Origin of the sequence: Stenotrophomonas sp. 22692 (assembly GCF_052045015.1) — a bacterium.
GTDB lineage: Bacteria > Pseudomonadota > Gammaproteobacteria > Xanthomonadales > Xanthomonadaceae > Stenotrophomonas > Stenotrophomonas geniculata.
In genome coordinates this window covers 1-14,741 of the sequence record NZ_JBQEMR010000041.1, presented here as the reverse complement: position 1 = coordinate 14,741, position 14,741 = coordinate 1, and the positions used below count along the sequence as shown (strand labels likewise).

General features: G+C 66.8%; 14 protein-coding genes. 7 read left to right on the top strand and 7 right to left on the bottom strand.

Annotated elements, in window-relative coordinates:
* Window positions 1–63: 63 nt before the first annotated feature.
* The 3 genes from ACTJJM_RS18455 to frmR form a co-directional block, all read right to left on the bottom strand.
* A complete protein-coding gene (locus tag ACTJJM_RS18455) occupies window positions 64–423 on the bottom strand; it encodes a YqcC family protein (protein ID WP_049435356.1) in 360 nt (119 codons plus the stop codon).
* Between the two features lie 8 nt (window positions 424–431).
* Window positions 432–1,541: an S-(hydroxymethyl)glutathione dehydrogenase/class III alcohol dehydrogenase gene (locus tag ACTJJM_RS18450; RefSeq protein ID WP_109814477.1), complete on the bottom strand. Its 1,110-nt coding sequence runs from the start codon at window positions 1,539–1,541 to the stop codon at window positions 432–434.
* A 66-nt stretch (window positions 1,542–1,607) separates the two neighbouring features.
* Window positions 1,608–1,883 (bottom strand): formaldehyde-responsive transcriptional repressor FrmR, encoded by a 276-nt coding sequence (frmR, locus tag ACTJJM_RS18445; protein WP_005411009.1) that lies wholly within the window; start codon window positions 1,881–1,883, stop codon window positions 1,608–1,610.
* A 214-nt stretch (window positions 1,884–2,097) separates the two neighbouring features.
* Here frmR and ACTJJM_RS18440 point away from each other — a divergent pair, with 214 nt between their 5' ends.
* Complete coding sequence (locus tag ACTJJM_RS18440) at window positions 2,098–5,190, top strand: TonB-dependent receptor domain-containing protein (protein ID WP_235650710.1); 3,093 nt, start codon at window positions 2,098–2,100, stop codon at window positions 5,188–5,190.
* A 47-nt stretch (window positions 5,191–5,237) separates the two neighbouring features.
* On the opposite strand, the gene ACTJJM_RS18435 is transcribed toward ACTJJM_RS18440, so the two are convergent.
* Entirely contained in the window at window positions 5,238–6,143 is a 906-nt protein-coding gene (locus ACTJJM_RS18435) for a LysR family transcriptional regulator (RefSeq protein ID WP_049411716.1), read from the bottom strand.
* 130 nt (window positions 6,144–6,273) lie between these two features.
* Between ACTJJM_RS18435 and ACTJJM_RS18430 the strand changes: the two genes are divergently transcribed.
* On the top strand, window positions 6,274–7,377 hold the full coding sequence (locus ACTJJM_RS18430) for an alkene reductase (RefSeq protein WP_053443844.1): 1,104 nt from the start codon (window positions 6,274–6,276) through the stop codon (window positions 7,375–7,377).
* A 59-nt stretch (window positions 7,378–7,436) separates the two neighbouring features.
* Window positions 7,437–7,853: a VOC family protein gene (locus ACTJJM_RS18425; protein WP_043400085.1), complete on the top strand. Its 417-nt coding sequence runs from the start codon at window positions 7,437–7,439 to the stop codon at window positions 7,851–7,853.
* A 12-nt stretch (window positions 7,854–7,865) separates the two neighbouring features.
* Here ACTJJM_RS18425 and ACTJJM_RS18420 read toward each other — a convergent pair whose 3' ends face one another.
* Window positions 7,866–8,561: a DAPG hydrolase family protein gene (locus ACTJJM_RS18420; RefSeq protein ID WP_019336465.1), complete on the bottom strand. Its 696-nt coding sequence runs from the start codon at window positions 8,559–8,561 to the stop codon at window positions 7,866–7,868.
* Between the two features lie 76 nt (window positions 8,562–8,637).
* Between ACTJJM_RS18420 and ACTJJM_RS18415 the strand changes: the two genes are divergently transcribed.
* On the top strand, window positions 8,638–9,300 hold the full coding sequence (locus ACTJJM_RS18415; protein WP_049480521.1) for a TetR/AcrR family transcriptional regulator: 663 nt from the start codon (window positions 8,638–8,640) through the stop codon (window positions 9,298–9,300).
* A 77-nt stretch (window positions 9,301–9,377) separates the two neighbouring features.
* Here ACTJJM_RS18415 and ACTJJM_RS18410 read toward each other — a convergent pair whose 3' ends face one another.
* Window positions 9,378–10,262: a LysR family transcriptional regulator gene (locus ACTJJM_RS18410; protein WP_049411730.1), complete on the bottom strand. Its 885-nt coding sequence runs from the start codon at window positions 10,260–10,262 to the stop codon at window positions 9,378–9,380.
* Between the two features lie 107 nt (window positions 10,263–10,369).
* On the opposite strand from ACTJJM_RS18410, the gene ACTJJM_RS18405 reads away from it, so the two are divergent.
* Complete coding sequence (locus ACTJJM_RS18405; RefSeq protein WP_071305851.1) at window positions 10,370–11,428, top strand: NAD(P)-dependent alcohol dehydrogenase; 1,059 nt, start codon at window positions 10,370–10,372, stop codon at window positions 11,426–11,428.
* A gap of 88 nt (window positions 11,429–11,516) precedes the next feature.
* Here ACTJJM_RS18405 and ACTJJM_RS18400 read toward each other — a convergent pair whose 3' ends face one another.
* Complete coding sequence (locus ACTJJM_RS18400; RefSeq protein WP_440865872.1) at window positions 11,517–12,881, bottom strand: glutamate--cysteine ligase; 1,365 nt, start codon at window positions 12,879–12,881, stop codon at window positions 11,517–11,519.
* A gap of 152 nt (window positions 12,882–13,033) precedes the next feature.
* Here ACTJJM_RS18400 and ACTJJM_RS18395 point away from each other — a divergent pair, with 152 nt between their 5' ends.
* Both ACTJJM_RS18395 and ACTJJM_RS18390 read left to right on the top strand, forming a co-directional pair.
* On the top strand, window positions 13,034–13,738 hold the full coding sequence (locus ACTJJM_RS18395; protein ID WP_032129894.1) for a VIT1/CCC1 transporter family protein: 705 nt from the start codon (window positions 13,034–13,036) through the stop codon (window positions 13,736–13,738).
* The gene (locus ACTJJM_RS18390; RefSeq protein WP_010480900.1) at window positions 13,735–14,559 is read left to right on the top strand and encodes a helix-turn-helix transcriptional regulator; all 825 of its coding nucleotides are present in this window, start codon (window positions 13,735–13,737) and stop codon (window positions 14,557–14,559) included. Before ACTJJM_RS18395 ends, ACTJJM_RS18390 begins: the two co-directional genes overlap by 4 nt.
* Window positions 14,560–14,741: the final 182 nt, after the last annotated feature.

Below are 14,741 nucleotides of genomic sequence, written 5' to 3'. Positions count from 1 at the left end.
GGTGCTCTCCTGCGCGGCGCGCCAGCGCACGCGTGCTTCTGGTAGATGCCGACCTTGGTCGGCTTATCCACGCGCGGCGTGGATGCCTTTGTTGATCAGTTCATCCAGCTGCGCCAACAGGCGCAGCAATGGTTCGACGCCAGGCTGCCCATCAAGATTGCGAGAGGCCGCCACCGCCACATCGCTGCGCGGCGGCCACTGCCCGGCCGCGCGCGCCTCGTAGAGGCGCGGCAGGAATACCTGCGCAAGCCACTGCTCGAACGGCATGCCATCGTCGCTGCCGAAGGCCGAGGTCACCGCACGCGCTGGCCCCACCTCGCCCACTACCCAGCCCAGCGCACGCAACGCCTGCTCGATCGGGGCCACCAGGGCCGCGCGCGGGTCTTCCGCACGCGGCCGACGCAGGGCATCCAGCCAGCCCATGACGCGGCTCAGTAGTGGACCACCGAACGGATCGACTTGCCTTCGTGCATCAGGTCGAAGGCTTCGTTGATCTTGTCCAGGTCCATGGTGTGGGTGACGAACGGGGCCAGTTCGATATCGCCCTTCATCGCGTCTTCCACCATGCCCGGCAGCTGGCTGCGGCCCTTCACGCCACCAAACGCGGTGCCCATCCACTTGCGGCCGGTCACCAGCTGGAACGGACGGGTGGAGATCTCCTGGCCCGAACCGGCCACGCCGATCACCACGCTCTGGCCCCAGCCACGGTGCGCGCATTCCAGCGCCGCGCGCATCACGTTGACGTTGCCGATGCACTCGAAACTGTGGTCCACGCCCCAGGTGGTCATCTCGACGATGACCTGCTGGATCGGCTTGTCGTAGTCCTTCGGATTGATGCAGTCGGTGGCGCCGAATTCGCGCGCCAGCTCGAACTTGGACGGGTTGGTGTCCACCGCGATGATGCGGCCGGCCTTGGCCTGGCGCGCGCCCTGGATCACCGCCAGGCCGATGCCGCCGAGGCCGAACACCGCCACGCTGTCGCCTTCCTGCACCTTGGCGGTGTTGTGCACCGCGCCGATGCCGGTGGTGACGCCGCAGCCGAGCAGGCAGACGTGTTCCGGGTTGGCGTCCGGGTTGATCTTCGCCAGCGACACCTCGGCCACCACGGTGTACTCGCTGAAGGTCGAGCAGCCCATGTAGTGGTACAGCGGCTCGCCGTTGTAGCTAAAGCGGCTGGTGCCGTCGGGCATCACGCCCTTGCCCTGGGTGGCGCGCACCGACACGCACAGGTTGGTCTTGCCGCTCTTGCAGAACAGGCATTCGCCGCACTCGGCGGTGTACAGCGGAATCACGTGGTCGCCGGGCTTGACGCTGGTCACGCCCTCGCCCACGTCCACCACGATGCCGGCGCCTTCATGGCCCAGCACCACCGGGAACAGGCCTTCCGGGTCATCGCCGGACAGGGTGAACGCATCGGTGTGGCAGACACCGGTGTGGGTGATCTTGACCAGCACTTCGCCCTTCTTCGGCGGGGCGACGTCGATCTCGACGATCTGCAGCGGCTGGCCGGGACCAAAGGCGACGGCGGCACGGGACTTCATGGTGGCTTCTCCAGGATCAGGCGGGAATGGAATGGCAGGACGATCGACGCGATGTGGCGCCGATGCTTATTTCAGGTACGAGCGGATCAACGCGCTCATGTCGCGCACGCGTTCGGCGCGTTGTTCGTCGGAGGCTGCGGGTTGCCCGAACTCCTCGCGCAGATGGGCCTCCATCACTTCGGACATCAGGCCGTTGACCGCGCCACGGATGGCCGCGATCTGCTGCAGCACCGGCCCGCAGTCGGCACCGGCTTCCAGCGCGCGGTCCAGCGCATCGCACTGGCCGCGGATGCGGCGCACGCGGGCCAGGACCTTCTTCTTCTCCTCGGGGGAGTGCGGCATGACGGGGCCACCTCGGAACTATACTGGGGGATAGTATACATGCGCGGACGGATGAAGCCACATCATGCATGCCGGGGCATGCGCTACGGACAGATCAGCCTGCAAATATGAATGAATAGTAAATAGATTCAATTGTTACTTTTTCATGGCCTAGGGTGTCGCATTCGCCCTTGCGTTTATTCCTGAGTCACATTGGCGTGACCAGGGAGAGATCATGTACCGACCGTTGTTCGCCCGCAGTCGCTTGTCTGTCGCGTTGGGTTCGGCATTGGTGCTGGTGGCCGCCGCACCGGCCATGGCGCAGCAGGCCGCCACGCAGGAACAGGAGGCCGAGCCCGCCAGCAGCAAGACCCCCGTGCAGCTGGACCGGATGACCGTCACTGGCTCACGCATCTACCGCGCCGGCTTCGACACGCTGGAACCCGCTGCGGTGGTCAGCCGTGAATCGATCGAGAACTATGGCGACACCAACCTCATCGACGCGGTGACCCGGATTCCCGGGGTCAGTGCCGGCGTCAGTTCGCGCGGCGACCAGGCCGGTTTCGGTGCGGGCGTCAACTTCGCCAGCAAGTTCGGCCTGGGCAGCAATCGCCTGCTGACCCTGGTCAATGGACGCCGCTTCGTGACCTCTACCCCGCCCACCATCTTCGGTGCCGGCGGCGGCTCGGGTATCCAGGTGGACATGAACGCCATTCCCAGCGTCATGGTGCAACGCATTGAAAGTCTGAGCGTTGGCGGTGCCCCCACCTATGGCTCGGATGCGATCTCCGGCGTCAACAACATCATCCTGCGCGACAAGTTCGATGGCGCCGAAGTCGAACTGGGCTATGGCAGAACCAGCAAGAACGACAACGAGCGCTACTCCTGGTCGGCCATCTTCGGTACCGGATTCGCCGATGGGCGGGGCCACATCGTGGTGGCGGCGGAACTGGACAATGCCGACGGCGTGAACGCGCTGCAACGTGATTTCTACCGCCAGGGCTACAGCCTGCAGGCCAACCCCACTGCAGCCAACGCTGGCAACTTCCAGCCCCTGCGCCGGCCAACCAATGATGGCCGCATCGACGGCAGCATTCCCTTCAATACCGGACCGGCCGACGGCATCCCCGACCAGGTCTGGATCCGCAACCGGCGCATCGCCAGCATGACCTTCGGTGGCCTGGTGATGCCGGCGACCGGCAGCTACACGCGCAACGGCCTGGGCGACATCCTTGGCTTCGGTCCGAACAAAGACAAACTGTGGCAGTTCAACAACGAGGGCAAGCTGGTCGAGTTCAATCCCGGTACCAGCTATGCGGGCGGCAACGCCTCCGGCGGTGACGGCCTGAACCTGTTCGAGACGGTGCCGCTGATCGCCGACCTTGAACGACGCTCGGTGTTCTCCACCGGCAGCTTCGACTTCACCGACAACGTGCGCGGCTTCTTCGAGCTATCGCGATACGAAGCGACCGCCCGCGAAACCCTGGACCAGAACGTCTACAACGCCGTGTCCTTCGGCAATGCACGCCTGGATGGCGGCGGTACCGCCAGCGGTGCGCTGACCTTCAGCGCCAGCAATCCGTTCCTGAGTGCGGAAACCCGCAGGATCCTCGCCGACAACGGCATCACCTCGTTCCGGCTGTCGCGCTCTTCGCGCGACCTGTCGATGAACAACGCCAGCACCGAGACCCGCCTGACCCGCGCGGTGCTTGGGCTGAACGGCTTCTTCGAGGTTGGAAAGCGCAGCTTCAACTGGGAAGCCAGCGTCACCCATGGCCGCGGTGACTTCGACTACCTCGGCACCGGCCTGATCCAGCAGAACTTCATCAATGCGATCAACGTCACCACCGACGCCAGCGGGCGCATCATCTGTGATCCCACCCGCCCGGGCACCACGGCCGATGCGAACTGCCGCCCGCTGAATCTGTTCGGCGAGAACCAGGCGTCGCGCGAAGCCCTGGACTACGTCTCCACCCGGACCGTGGCCAAGGCGCAGACCCGCCAGACCGTCATCAACGCGTCGGTATCCGGCGGCCTGTTCGATCTGCCCGGCGGCGAGCTGTCCGCCGCGGCCGGCTTCGAGCACCGCCGCGAAGAAGGCTCCTTCACCCCCAGCGAGTACCAGCGCCTGGGCCAGGGTCGTTCGGTGCCGACCCAGGCGGCGGAAGGCAAATACCACACCAATGAAGTGTTCGCCGAAGTGCTGGCACCGCTGTTCAATCCCGACTGGGACATCCCGGGCCTGCATCGCCTGGACCTGACCGCCAAGTTCCGCCGCGTCGACAATTCCGTCGCCGGCGCGTTCAATGCGTTCACCTACGGCATCCAGTACGAACCGATCGCCGGCCTGCAGCTGCGCGGCAACAAGACCCAGTCACTGCGTGCGCCCTCCATCGCCGAGCTCTACACCACCCAGCAGCCGGCCTACTACAACATCCCGGAAGTGTGCTCGCTGGACAACATCAGCGGCGGCTCCAATCCGGCGGTGCGTCGCCGCAACTGCCAAGCGTTCTTCGCCGCCTACCCGGGCGCCGATCCGAACACCTTCCGCCAGCAGCCGACCAATACGCTGGGCTCGACCAACGGCAGCACACGCCTGCAGAACGAAACGGCGAAGTCGTGGACGGCCGGCATCGTGTTCGCGCCGGAGTGGATCCCGGGCCTGCGCGTCGCCGCCGACTGGTATGACATCAAGATCAACAACGTGATCACGTCGCTGAGCGCCAACGACATCATCACCGGTTGCTTCGACACTGCCGACTTCAACGCCGCCAACGTGCCCAACGCCAACCGCTTCTGCGGGCTGGTGACGCGTGATCCGAACACCGGCGTGGCTACCAGCATCAAAACCGAGTATGGCAACGGCCCGGTGCTGATGTTCCGCGGCTGGACCGCCGAAGTCGGCTACCGTTGGGACCTGTCGCGCTTGGGCGTGCTGGACCTGGACTTCTACGGCTACATGCCGAAGAACCGTGGCCAGGCCGCGAACCGGGACGTGCCGTTCGTCGAACAGGCGGGCAGCTTCAACGAGCCCAAGCGCCAGTTCCGCTGGACCGCCCAGCATCGCATCGGCAACTGGAACTACGGCGTGGCCTCCAACTACACCAGCCGCGCCCAGTACACGATGACCGATACCCCGGAAAGCCGTCAGTACTTCTACCGCGACAGCTGGACCACCTGGGACGCCAACGTCACCTACCGCATCACCGATGCCGCACGCGTGACGCTGTCGGTAATCAACGTGGGCGACGACATCGGTCCGTTCCCCTATGTATTGGATGCACTGGGCCGTCGCTACATGGCCAGCCTGCGCTACAACTTCAAGTAGGCCAGCCACAGCGGTTTCACAGGCGGGGCCCGCTGTACGGGCCCCGCTCAATCAAACAGACCTTGTTCCGCCAACCGGGTCAGCTCGTCCACCACATAGCGCACCTTGGGCCGCAGGTGGCGCGTCGGTGGCCACAGCGCATGGATGTCGATGTGCCGCTGCATGTGCGCGTCAAGCACCAGTTGCAACGCGCCGGAATCCAGATGGCGGCGCACCAGTGAAATGGGCATCTGGCAGATGCCGAGGCCAGCGATGGCCGCTTCGATCACCGCATCGCCATCATTGAGTTGATAGGGCGCGCCGGGAATGAATGTTCCCTCGTCCTGCTCGCTGCCGATCCGCCACCAGACCGGCTGGCCATGACGGAAGCCGACGATGCTGCGGTGCTGCGCCAGTTCCTCCACCGTGCGCGGCACGCCGTATGCCTGCAGGTACTCCGGCGATGCGCAGGTGACCAGCCGCTGGCGCCCCAGCCGCCGCGCCACCAGATGCTCTGCCTGGTGCAGCCCACCGAAACGGATCAGCAGGTCGATGCCTTCCTCGACCGGATCGACGAAGTGATCGGTGAAGGTCATCGTCAACTGCAGGTCCGGGTACTGCCGGCACAGTCGCAACAGCACCGGCAGCACCACCAGCCGCCCGAACGAGGACGGCATGTCGATGCGCAGCCGCCCGCTGGGCAGGCCGGCCGACCCCAGGCAGGCCTCGGCCGCGGAGATCTCTTCCAGCGCCGCCGCACAGGAGGCGTAGTACGCCTCGCCATCGGTGGTCAGCGCGATGCGCCGCGTGGTGCGGTGGAACAGGCGCACCCCCAGCCGTGTTTCCAGCCGGGCGATGGCCTTGCCCACCGCCGAACGCGAGATGCCCAGCGCATCGGCGGCTTCGGTGAAGCTGCCCGAGCGGGCCGTGGTGACGAAGGTCACCAGGCCATTCAACGATTCCAGCGGCAGCATCCTCTACTCCACATTGGGGACAAATAGTCCCGCACACAGGGAGATCGAAGCGCTTTATGTGCCCGCATGTCAACTCCATCCTGTGTGCATCGCGCCGCTGGCGCCCCTCCCCCGCACTGAGATGACCGACATGACCGCCGCCCTGTTCCACCCCTTCGACCTGGCAGGCACCGCCCTGCGCAACCGCATCGCGATGGCCCCGATGACCCGCGCCCGCAACCCCGGCGTCGTGGCCAACGAACTGACCGCCCAGTATTACCGGCAGCGGGCCAGCGCCGGCCTGATCATCAGCGAAGGCACGCCGGTCTCGCCGCAGGGCCAGGGCTACATCGACGTGCCGGGCATCTGGTCGGCCGAACAGGTGGCCGGCTGGAAGCTCGTCACCGAGGCGGTGCACGCCGCGCAGGGCACGATCTTCGCCCAGCTCTGGCACGTCGGCCGCATGTCGCATTCCTCGCTGCAGCCCGATGGTGGCCAACCGGTCAGCGCCGGCACGCGCCCGGTGGCCAGCGCACCGAAGAACACCTCGTTCGTGTATCTGGCCGATGGTAGCCGCGGCCATGCCGATCCCACCCCGGCACGTGCACTGGAGACCGCCGAGATCCCCGGCATCGTCGACGACTTCGTGCGCGGCGCGGACAACGCCATTGCGGCCGGCTTCGACGGCATCGAGCTGCATGCCGCCAACGGCTACCTGTTCGAACAGTTCCTCAACCCGCTCATCAACCAGCGCGAAGACTGCTACGGCGGCTCGCTGCCCAATCGTGCGCGCTTGATCCTGGACACCGTCGATGCAATGGCGCAACGCATCGGTGCGCATCGCATCGGCGTGCGCCTGGCACCGAACAACCTCACCTTCGACATGCCCTTCTACCCCGACAACGAAGCCACCTATCTGTACCTGGCCGAGGAACTGGGCACGCGCGGGCTGGCCTATGTGCACCTCAACGACAACCTGCAGGCGGGCCAGTCGGTGCTGGGCGAGGCGTTCCTGCAGCAGTTCAAGCAGGCCTACGGTAGCACCGTGATCCTGGCCGGTGGCATGACCCGCGAACGCGCCCTGCAGCTGATCGACGCCGGCACCATCGACCTGGCCGCGTTCGGCCAGCCGTTCATCGCCAACCCGGATCTGGTCGAGCGCCTGCAGCACAACGTCGCGCTGGCCACGCCGGACCGCAACACCTATTACGGTGGCGGCGAGGCAGGCTACCTCGATTACCCGCGCGCACAATAGAGCCACGCCATGCGTGGATGCGGGCGTACACTGCCCGCCCGCATCCACCGGATCTGCCCATGGATACGCCCACCGCGTCATTCATCGTCAATCTCGATGTCCCCGATCTAGCCGCTGCCGAAGACTTCTACATCCGGGCCTTCGGCCTGCGCATCGGCCGCCGTCTCGGCCCGGGCGCGGTGGAGCTGCTCGGTGGGCCAGCGCCGCTCTACCTGCTGCACAACGACGCCGGCAGCGCCGCCACCGAAGACGGCGACGTGCGCGACTACGAGCGCCATTGGACGCCGCTGCACCTGGATTGGGTGGTGGATGACATCGACGCCGCGCTGGCGCGTGCGGTTGCAGCCGGGGCGACACTCGAGCAGTCCGTGCGCGAGCGTCGCTGGGGCCGCATCGCCGTGCTGGCCGACCCGTTCGGCCACGGCTTCTGCCTGATCCAGTTCAGTGCTGAAGGCTACGACGCGCTGGTCGAATGACCGGCGCGCGGTTCACCACGGCAACGGTACCGCCTCGCCATTCGCGCGTTCGCCGTAGTACAGCGACGGCAGCAGCCGCGAGAGGAAACTGAACTCCGTGTAGCAGTGCTTGAGCAGGCCCAGGCCGACCGCATCGCCGGCATCGCGGTGCGGATCAGCGCTGTCCAGGCCCAGCACGAAGCGGCTGCGCAGCACACAGCCGAACGGCGTATCGCGTGCCACGTGCAGCATCTGCCCGTCGCAGGGATCACCGTTTACATCCAGGCGCACGTGGTCGCCGAAGCCGATGCGCGCGGCAATCACCGCCGATACATCGCCGGCATCCTGTGCCGCCTGCAGGCGCTCTGGCACCAACAACGTGCGCGGATCATGGAACTTCAGGCGCGCCGCCACCGGCGGAATGTCGGCCAGCGATTCCACCGCATGGATGCTGGCACCGTGGTAGCTGCGCCCGCGCTGCCACGCCGCGTCCCAGCCGCGATGCTCGACATGATCAACCGGATGCCACCAGCGGATGTGCTGGGTGGTCTCGAAGAAGGTGAACCACCAGTCCAGCATGCGGCCCTTGCAGCCGTGCAGATCGGTACGCACCGCGACAAGCAGGGTGCCGTCTTCGCGGCGCTGGATGCCGGTCTCCAGGTGCATCGGCGCCGGGTCGAGCAGATCGTGGTGGTCCAGCCAGGCGCGTGCGTTCACAGCGGTATCCATCGGGGTCTCCTGCGGTGTTGGGAGACCCGACAATACGGAAACGTCATTCGTTTCGCAATTAGCCGGATGCGGTAAGATGGGGGCAATGAACAGCCCTCCCCTGCCCGAGCCCACAACACCGAGCCGCCGCCGCGGCCGCCCCGCTCGACCGGAAGCCGAGGTCCGCCACGCCGTGCTGCAGGCCACGCTGGAGCTGCTGCTGGCACAGGGTTACGAGGCGACCACGATCGAAGCGGTGGCGACCCATGCCGGGGTGGCGAAGAAGACCGTGTACCGCCACGCCAGCAACCGCGAGGAACTGGTCGGGTTGGCGGTGCGCGAATGGACCGACGGCTTCGCGCCGCAGCTGCAGCGCGATGCGCACGGTGCCGACGAGGTGCTGCCGTTGCTGCAGGACATCCTGCAGGCGGTGTGCACGCAGGCACTGTCGGCGCAGGCGGTGCAGGTGTTCCGGCTGCTGGCTACCGATTTCCCTGGCAAGGATGCGCTGCTGCAGGCCTATCTGGACAACGGCATCGAACGCGGCCGTGCGCTGCTGGCTGACTGGCTGGAACGGCAGCAGCAGCGTGGGCTGCTGCGTGAGGGGGATTCCGCACGCATGGCGCGACTGATCCTGGCAATGGCAGTGGCCGAGCCGCTGCGCGAACGCGTGATCGGCGTGGTGGCCGAGGATGCGCCGGTGGAGGTGCACCTGCGTGAGTGCCTGGCGTTGTTGGCGCCGGTGTTGCGGGTGCCGTAGGGTTGCCCCATCCGCGCATGGACGACAGTGGGTGGTGGGTGCCGTCCGTTGGTCGGCACCACATCATCCATCGCAACTCATTCGCGCAGCATATCCACGAACGCGCGCAGCGCACCGGGCATCTGCCGCTGCTTCGGGTAGTACAGCGCGAAGCCGGCGAACGGTTCGCTCCAGTCTTCCAGCACCGCCACCATCTGCCCCGAATCAATGTAGGGCCTTGCCGTGTCTTCCAGTACGTAGGCCAGGCCGATGCCATCAAGCACTGCACCCACGACGGTGCCCTGCTCACTCAACGTGAGCCGGCCCGGCACATCGATCTCCAGCGCTTGCCCGCTACGCTCGAACTGCCACTTGTAGAGATGCCCGCTGGCGAAGCGGAAGCGGATGCATTCGTGTGCCGCCAGGTCCCGCGGATGCTGTGGTGCCGGGTGTCGCCGCAGGTAGTCCGGCGAGCCGACAATCAGCCCGCGCAGCGGTGGCCCCATCGGCACCGCCACCATGTCCTCGGGCACGAACTCGTGCAGGCGCACGCCGGCGTCGTAGCCCTCGGCGACGATGTCGACCAGGCCATCGTTCTCGGTCAGCTCCACCCGCACGTCGGGGTGAGCGTGCAGGAAGCGCGCCAGTCGCGGCCCCAACTGGGTCGGTACCGCCGCGCGGGTGGCGTTGATGCGCAGCAGGCCAGCCGGGGCGGCACGGAATTGGTTCATCTCTTCCAGCGCGTCATGCACCTGGCCCAGCGCCGGCTGCAGGCGCTCCAGCAGGCGCTGCCCGGCCTCAGTCAGGGCCACGCTGCGGGTGGTGCGATGGAACAGGCCCACCCCCAACCGCTCTTCCAGCGCGCGGATCGCATAGCTCACCGCCGAGGTCGACAGCGCCAGCTCGGCACCGGCGCGGCGGAAGCTGCGGTGGCGGGCGACCGCGGCAAACGCGGCCAGGTGGGTGAGGTTGTCAGTGGCCATGATTGTGCAGTTCCACTTGATGAATCATGCCGATATCCGCGATTCCTGCCGCTGGGAACGGGGCGTATTGTAAAACGCCTTTCGATAAACCCTGCCAAGGATTCCCCATGTCCCTCGCCCGTGGTTACGCCGCCCATTCACATACCGACCCGCTGATTCCGTACGAGTTCGAACGCCGCGCGGTCGGCCCGGACGATGTGCGCATCGAGATCCTCTACAGCGGCATCTGCCACTCCGACCTGCACCAGGCCCGCGATGATTGGGGTGGCTCGATCTACCCGATGGTGCCGGGTCACGAGATCATCGGCCGCGTCACCGAGGTCGGCAGCAACGTCACCCGCTTCAAGGTCGGCGACCACGCCGGCGTGGGTTGCATGGTCGACTCCTGCCGCCACTGCGACGCCTGCCAGCACGACCTGGAGCAGTACTGCGCCGAGGGCGCGACCTGGACCTACAACGGCCGTGAACGCGAAAGCGGCGCACCGACCTACGGCGGCTATTCCGACCACGTGGTGGTCGAGCAGCGCTTCGTGGTGAAGGTGTCCGACACCCTCGACCTGAAGGCGGCCGCACCGCTGCTGTGCGCCGGCATTACCACGTGGTCGCCGCTGCGCCATTGGAAGGTCGGCCCGGGCCAGAAGGTCGGCGTGATCGGCCTCGGCGGCCTCGGCCACATGGGCGTGAAGTTCGCCAAGGCGCTCGGTGCGCACGTGGTGATGATCACCACCACCCCGGAAAAGGGCGCCGATGCCAAGCGCCTGGGCGCCGATGAGGTGCTGGTCTCGCGCGATGCGGCGCAGATGAAGGCGCACGCCGGCAGCTTCGACTTCCTGCTCAATACCATCCCGGTCAGCCATGACACCAATCCGTACATGGGCCTGCTCAAGCGCGAAGCCACCATGTGCCTGGTCGGCGTGCTGACCGAACTGGACCCGCCGTTGACCGGTGGCAGCGTGATCTTCGGCCGCAAGCACCTGACCGGCTCGGCGATCGGCGGCATGGCCGAGACCCAGGAAATGATGGACTTCTGTGCCGAGCACGGCATCGTCAGCGATGTGGAGATGATCGACATCAAGAACGTCAACGAAGCCTGGGAACGCATGGCGAAGAACGATGTGCGCTACCGCTTCGTGATCGACATGGCGACGATGAAGAACGCGGCCTGATCCAAGGCAGGTGTGAAAAAGAAAAACCCCGGCAGTGCCGGGGTTTTTTCATCGCGTGCCGACCAAGGCCGGCACCCACCCAACATCATCAATACGCGAACTCGCGGAACACCGGATCGACGTCGTCGTGCCAGCGGCCATGGAACAGCGCCAGCTTGCGCTCGGCCGGGGTCAGGCCGGATTCGACGATCTCCTGCAGCACGTCCAGGAACTTGCTCTCATCCTGGCCGTCGGCATTGCGCGCCGCGCGGCGCTTGAGGCCTTCAACGGAAATCTTCACCGCTTCGCGGGCCAGGTCGCGCACGCTGCCACTGCGGAACGGCAGGTTCATCGCGTGCTTCGGCACGCCGTCGCGCAGTGCATGGCGCTCGGCCAGGGTGAAGTCACGCACCAGGTCCCAGGCGGCATCCAGTGCGGTGTCGTCGTACAGCAGGCCGACCCAGAACGCCGGCAGCGCGCACAGGCGGCTCCACGGGCCACCGTCGGCGCCGCGCATTTCCAGGTACTTCTTCAGGCGCACTTCCGGGAATGCGGTGGTCATGTGATCCGACCAGTCGCGCAGGGTCGGCAGCGCACCCGGCAGCACCGGCAGCCTACCCTGCATGAAGTCGCGGAAGCTCTGTCCGCTGGCGTCGTGGTAGATGCCATCGCGGTAGGAGAAGTACATCGGCACGTCGAGCAGGTAATCGACATAGCGCTCATAACCGAAGCCATCCTCGAACACGAAGTCGAGCATGCCGGTACGGTCGGCGTCGGTGTCGGTCCAGATGTGCGAGCGGTAGCTCAGGTAGCCATTCGGCTTGCCTTCGGTGAACGGCGAATCGGCGAACAGCGCGGTGGCGATCGGCTGCAGCGCCAGCGACACGCGGAACTTCTTCACCATGTCCGCTTCGGTGGCGTAGTCCAGGTTCACCTGCACCGTGCAGGTGCGGGTCATCATGTCCAGGCCCAGCGAGCCGACCTTGGGCATGTACGACCGCATGATCTTGTAGCGACCCTTCGGCATCCACGGCATCTCATCGCGCTTCCACTTCGGCTGGAAGCCCATGCCGAGGAAGCCCAGCTGCAGTTCGCCAGCCACTTGCGCCACTTCGTTGAGGTGGGTGCCGGTCTCCACGCAGGTCTGGTGGATGGTCTCCAGCGCCGCTCCGGACAGTTCCAACTGACCGGCCGGCTCCAGCGTCACCGAGGCACCATCGCGCAGCAGGGCGATCGTGTTGCCGTTTTCCTGCACCGGCTCCCAGCCGAAGCGGACCAGGCCGTTGAGCAGGGCTTCGATGCCGCGCTCGCCCTCGAAGGTCGGCGGGCGCAGGTCATCCAGGCGGAACCCGAACTTCTCGTGCTCGGTGCCAATGCGCCACTGCGCGCGGGGCTTCTCGCCGGAGGCGATCACCTCCACCAGCTGCGAGCGGTCGGTAATGGGTGTATCGGCGACGTGGCTGGGGCTCGACAAGGGGAAGGCTCGCTGGACGGTGGCGGGGGATGTGGGGCTCGGAGCCTTCCATCGCAAGGGCGCACTATAGCGTGGCGACCCGTTGCGTCATGCGACGGAGACGGTTTTCAGCATCCTACCGACGCCCTCTTGACCCTCGTACACTCGGGGGCATGAGCCGCCATTCACGACACCCCGAACTGCACCGCTCCGAGCGCGTCGGCTGGCTGCGTGCCGCCGTGCTGGGGGCCAACGATGGCATCGTCTCGGTGGCCGGCCTGGTGGTCGGCGTAGCCGCCAGCGGCGCCTCCGCTGCGACCATCCTGGCCACCGGCGTGGCCGGCACCGTGGCCGGCGCGATGTCGATGGCGGCCGGCGAGTATGTCTCGGTGCAGACCCAGGCCGACACCGAAGACGCCGACCTGGCGATGGAAAAACGCGAACTGCACGAAGATCCGCACAGCGAGCTGGAAGAGCTGGCCGCGATCTACCGCCACCGTGGCCTGGAGCCGGCGCTGGCACGGCAGGTGGCCGAACAGCTCACCGCCCACGACGCACTGGGCGCCCACGCCCGCGACGAGCTGGGCATTACCGATACCCTGCGCGCCCGCCCGCTGCAGGCAGCGCTGGCCTCGGCCGGCGCCTTCACCTGCGGTGCGGCACTGCCGGTGCTGACCGCGCTGCTGGCGCCGGTCGACAAGGTCGCGATGATGACCACCGCCAGCACCCTGCTCGGCCTGTGCCTGACCGGCGCAATGGCAGCCCAGGCCGGCGGCGCACCGCCGGTACGCGGCGCGATCCGGGTGATGTTCTGGGGCGCGCTGGCGATGGCCGCAGCCGCCGGCGTCGGTCGCCTGCTCGGCGCACACGTGACATGACCGCCATGCTGCCCGCGGCCACCGCACTGCTGGCTGAGATGGCCAGTCTGGCCGGCTGCGAGCGCGCCGACGGCTATGCCTGCATCACCGCACGTCGCGAGCATGGCGCCAGCTCGGTGGAGATTCCGCAACCGCAGTTCGCGATCCTGCTGGAAGGCCGCAAGCAGGTGCGTACCGCTCATCAGTCTCTGGCGTTCGTTCCCGGCGACATCCTGCTGCTGACCCAGCGCTGCCGCATCGATGTGGTCAACACCCCCGACCCGCGCAGTGGCCGTTACCTCAGCGCCATCGTGCCGCTGTGTGCCGAAGTGCTGGCGGCCGCTCGCACGCTGTGGATCGAGGGGCTTCCCGCGCCTGGCCAGGCGATGGCGCGGTTGCCGTTGATCGAACATGGCGCGGTACTGCGCCAATGGCGGCAATCGCTGCAGGACGGGCGTTACAGCGAAGCACGATTGGCGCTGGCCTCGCTGGTACTGACCTTGTGCCGGCAGGGCCACGGCAACCTGCTGCTGCCGCAGGCGCCGAGCCTGGGCGAACAGATCCGCGACCGCATCGCCGCCGAACCGGCACGCGACTGGCAGTCGCGCGATGTGGAAGAACAGTTCGCGCTGAGCGGCGCGACCCTCCGCCGCCGGCTCGCTGCCGAGGACACCAGCCTGCGCCAGCTGCTCACCGAGGCACGGCTGGCGCATGGCATGCAGCTGCTCTACACCACGGACCTGCCGTTGAAGACCGTGGCCGCACGCGCGGGCTATCGGTCTGCGGCGAGTTTCAGCAAGCGCTTCGCCGAGCAGTACGGGCTGGCTCCCACAGACATTTGAGGGGGGTCGGCAGGGCTGCGCCCTGCACCTGCCGAAGCGAGTGCAAGAGCCAAAGCAACAGCAACAGCGGGCTATCCGCGGGATGGCGGGGCACTGTGGGTTTGCGGGGACGCCGTAAACCCCCAGGCCGGCCCAGCCGCTGGCGGCTGTGCGTTCGGGCGCTTGCGAAGCAGTGCTTCGCA

Bases quoted from the DNA above. Each gene is read 5' to 3' on its own strand.
- frmR (WP_005411009.1), bottom strand. From the start codon at position 1,883: ATGCCGCACTCCCCCGAGGAGAAGAAGAAGGTCCTGGCCCGCGTGCGC.
- ACTJJM_RS18450 (WP_109814477.1), bottom strand. From the start codon at position 1,541: ATGAAGTCCCGTGCCGCCGTCGCCTTTGGTCCCGGCCAGCCGCTGCAG.
- ACTJJM_RS18455 (WP_049435356.1), bottom strand. From the start codon at position 423: ATGGGCTGGCTGGATGCCCTGCGTCGGCCGCGTGCGGAAGACCCGCGC.
- ACTJJM_RS18410 (WP_049411730.1), bottom strand. From the start codon at position 10,262: ATGGCCACTGACAACCTCACCCACCTGGCCGCGTTTGCCGCGGTCGCC.
- ACTJJM_RS18435 (WP_049411716.1), bottom strand. From the start codon at position 6,143: ATGCTGCCGCTGGAATCGTTGAATGGCCTGGTGACCTTCGTCACCACG.
- ACTJJM_RS18420 (WP_019336465.1), bottom strand. From the start codon at position 8,561: ATGGATACCGCTGTGAACGCACGCGCCTGGCTGGACCACCACGATCTG.
- ACTJJM_RS18415 (WP_049480521.1), top strand. From the start codon at position 8,638: ATGGGGGCAATGAACAGCCCTCCCCTGCCCGAGCCCACAACACCGAGC.
- ACTJJM_RS18430 (WP_053443844.1), top strand. From the start codon at position 6,274: ATGACCGCCGCCCTGTTCCACCCCTTCGACCTGGCAGGCACCGCCCTG.
- ACTJJM_RS18405 (WP_071305851.1), top strand. From the start codon at position 10,370: ATGTCCCTCGCCCGTGGTTACGCCGCCCATTCACATACCGACCCGCTG.
- ACTJJM_RS18395 (WP_032129894.1), top strand. From the start codon at position 13,034: ATGAGCCGCCATTCACGACACCCCGAACTGCACCGCTCCGAGCGCGTC.
- ACTJJM_RS18440 (WP_235650710.1), top strand. From the start codon at position 2,098: ATGTACCGACCGTTGTTCGCCCGCAGTCGCTTGTCTGTCGCGTTGGGT.
- ACTJJM_RS18390 (WP_010480900.1), top strand. From the start codon at position 13,735: ATGACCGCCATGCTGCCCGCGGCCACCGCACTGCTGGCTGAGATGGCC.
- ACTJJM_RS18425 (WP_043400085.1), top strand. From the start codon at position 7,437: ATGGATACGCCCACCGCGTCATTCATCGTCAATCTCGATGTCCCCGAT.